This is a genomic window from Actinomyces sp. HMSC065F11 (genome assembly GCF_001813085.1).
GTDB lineage: Bacteria > Actinomycetota > Actinomycetes > Actinomycetales > Actinomycetaceae > Gleimia > Gleimia europaea.
This window is the reverse complement of record NZ_KV811478.1, coordinates 1-2,701: the sequence shown is the minus strand read 5'-3', so window position 1 is coordinate 2,701 and position 2,701 is coordinate 1. Positions and strand designations below refer to the sequence as shown.

General features: G+C 55.8%; 4 protein-coding genes. 1 reads left to right on the top strand and 3 read right to left on the bottom strand.

Going from position 1 to position 2,701, the window contains the following annotated elements; translation table 11 throughout:
• On the bottom strand, positions 1-347 hold a 347-nt coding region (locus HMPREF2891_RS09410), incomplete at its 3' end, for a glutaredoxin family protein (protein WP_083311287.1).
• 82 nt (positions 348-429) lie between these two features.
• Positions 430-1,911 (bottom strand): hypothetical protein, encoded by a 1,482-nt coding sequence (locus HMPREF2891_RS06460; protein WP_148131734.1) that lies wholly within the window; start codon positions 1,909-1,911, stop codon positions 430-432.
• Positions 1,912-2,038: 127 nt separating this feature from the next.
• Here HMPREF2891_RS06460 and HMPREF2891_RS06455 point away from each other — a divergent pair, with 127 nt between their 5' ends.
• Entirely contained in the window at positions 2,039-2,359 is a 321-nt protein-coding gene (locus HMPREF2891_RS06455) for a hypothetical protein (protein WP_070664576.1), read from the top strand.
• A gap of 98 nt (positions 2,360-2,457) precedes the next feature.
• Here HMPREF2891_RS06455 and HMPREF2891_RS06450 read toward each other — a convergent pair.
• A partial coding sequence (locus tag HMPREF2891_RS06450; protein WP_148131733.1) for an LPXTG cell wall anchor domain-containing protein occupies positions 2,458-2,701 on the bottom strand: 244 nt, incomplete at its 5' end.

Sequence of the window (2,701 nt, the reverse complement as noted above, 5' to 3'; positions counted from 1 at the left end):
TGCTGCGCGCTTGCAGAATGATTGGGGTTCCTGGTGTGGCTGGGGTTGCTGGCAACGCTGGCGCTACCAGCACTATTGGCTTGCCGCGTCTGGTTTGGTTTGGTGTAAGGGTCTGCCAGGGCAATGATTTCGCGGATGCGCTCGGGGTTAAACCCGGATGAGCGGCCCTTTTGGGTTTCTATGATCGGGGCTGATAGTAAGCCTTCATTTTTGAACTGCTCTACCAGGTCGGGCCGCTTACTCAAGTCGATAGCGTTATAGGTGATTCCTGCCTTGTCCAGCTTGCGTTGGGTTAGCGCGCAACCTGGACAATGCGGCGTGGTGTAAATAGTAATGTTCTCGCTCATACCTACTACGTAGGGTGTGCGCGCACAGTTAAGGCCCACACCTTCTGGCGTGGGCCTTAACTGTTAATAGAGGGCGCGGGGGTTAGTTCTCGCGTCGCTTAGTTGCAAGGGCGATGGTGCCTCCTGCGGCTAGTAGTGCTGCCGCGCCTCCTAGCATTGCCGTGTTTGCACCTGTTTGGGCAAGTGGCTGGGACGTGGCGCTATTCGTAGTGCCACGGGTTGTAGCGGGTGTTGTGGACGGCCTGGCCGTCGCGGTTTGTGACTCCGCCGGGCGCGTTGGTTCTGTCGCTGGGCTCGGCATGGTCGTAGCCTCGCTGGTCGCCTCAGTTGAAGGCTCACTATCAACCGTTGTCACCTCAGTAGTTGCCTCGGTTGTGGACTCAGTAGTCTGCTGGGTCGTGGCTTCCGTTGTGGCCTTAGTAGTCGCTTCGGTAGTTGCCTCGCTGGTCGCCTCGGTTGTAGTTTCTGTCGTCGCCTCTGTAGTCGCTTCTGTGGTTGTCTCAGTTGTGGCTTCTGTCGTTACTTCCGTTGTAGCTTCGGTAGTCGCCTCAGTAGTTGCCTCGGTTGTAGCTTCGGTAGTCGCTTCCGTGGTCGGCTCGGTTTCGGGTGGGGTGGGCTCCGGCTGGGTAGTGTCGAACTCTATTTCCTGTTTTTGGATGGCCTCACCTGCGTTTTTGCCAGGGCCAGTGCGCACCGAGGTTAGCCCGTCCTCATCGATTTGGATAACGAGAGAGTAATAGCCGGTCATGATTTCAATTTCGGCTTTGACTCTGCCAACTCCGGTAGCTTGCCAAGGTATTTGGAAGCCTTCGCTTGTGCTTTCGCCTTGCCATGTTTTAGTGCCACTGTCTTTGAATACGGCCGGGCCATCTAGTGTGGCCGTGGCTTTAAGTCCTTGGCTGGGCTTGCTCAAAGCATTAATAAAGTGCAGGTTAATAGTTCCCTCGGGTGTTCCTGCGCCTTGGACGGTTGGCGAGTCGAACTTTTCGGGCGATGCGTTTACTGCTTGGTTAGCGTATTTTTTGGCCAGTTCCACCACGTCGGGGTGTTCTTGTTGCATCGCCGCAGTTGCTTTGGCAGCGCGTTCGCGCGCGGGTCGGAGCAATTCTGAGTTCGGGTCATGGCGAGGGTCGAGCGCGTATGCCGAAGCGTCAAAGTTGAGCCGGTTAAGTAGTGATATGGCGGCGCGAGACTGGGCGGTATTAACAGATTCGTAGGTTGCTAGAATCCACCCCATCTGCGTAGCCGTCACGCTGAGCTGCGGGTCTTGGTGATTATCAACATTGACCTCGTTAAGAAAGTAGCCTTGCGCGTTGTAAGGGATCTTATTGGTGAAGATGGTGGACCAGATGAGGGGGTCATAACCGTCTGGGTTTTTTAGTCCTCCAAACCACACCAGATCGTCATCGATTTGTAGGTGGTAGCCTTGCCCAACTTCTTGCAGCGGATCACCTTTTAACATGGGCGGTTGGGCGTTAGCTGCAAGTCCAGCACTTGTAGCTAACACGGCTGCGGCCGTGAACGTCATTGCCGTAGTTTTTATGAGTGTTTTGAGTCTAGACACTGTCTTTCCTGTTCGTAACCGGTGTTTGTTGCAGTCCATGCTTGGGACTTCACTTATTGCGTGGACTGTGCGCGCACAGTTAAGGCCCACACCGTTTGGTGCGGGCCTTAACTGTTAGTAGGTTGCGATGTCTTCTTGGAGGCGCCTACCTGCGATTAGTGCCGCTACTCCGGCTCCTAGCACTGCCGGTATTGCCCCTGTTTGGGCAGGCGGCTGGGACGTGGAGCTATTCGTGGTGCCACGGGTCGTAGTAGGTGTTGCAGGGTGGGCCGTGGTGGTTTCCGACTCTGCTGGCTGCGTTGGCATTGTCGTTGCGCTCGGCTCGTTAGCTGCTAGTTCTGCGTTTGTCGCTAGCAGGGCAACGACCGCGAAGGCCGCAGCCGCAGCGTGTATGAGTGGTTTGAATCTATACACTGTTTCTCCTGTTCGTAACCGGTGTTTGGTGTAGTCCATGCTTGGGACTTCACCTGTTACGTGGGGTGTGCGCGCACAGTTAAGGCCCGCGCCTTGCGGCGTGGGCCTTGACTGTTAATAGAGGGCGCGGGGTTAGTTTTCGCGTCGCTTAGATGCAACGGCGGCTGCACTACCTGCGGCTAGTAGCGCTAGTGCTGCGCCTCCTAGCACTGCGGTGTTCACACCGGTCTTGGCCAGTCCCTTAGCTGAACCGCCACCAGAGTTGTCGGCGGCTTCGAGCTTAATGGTCTGATCCGTATCGTTTACATCTTCGTGGGTGCCTACTAGCTCTCCATCAGCGTTGTAGACGTATTCGAAGGCAACGAGTTCAGTGTTT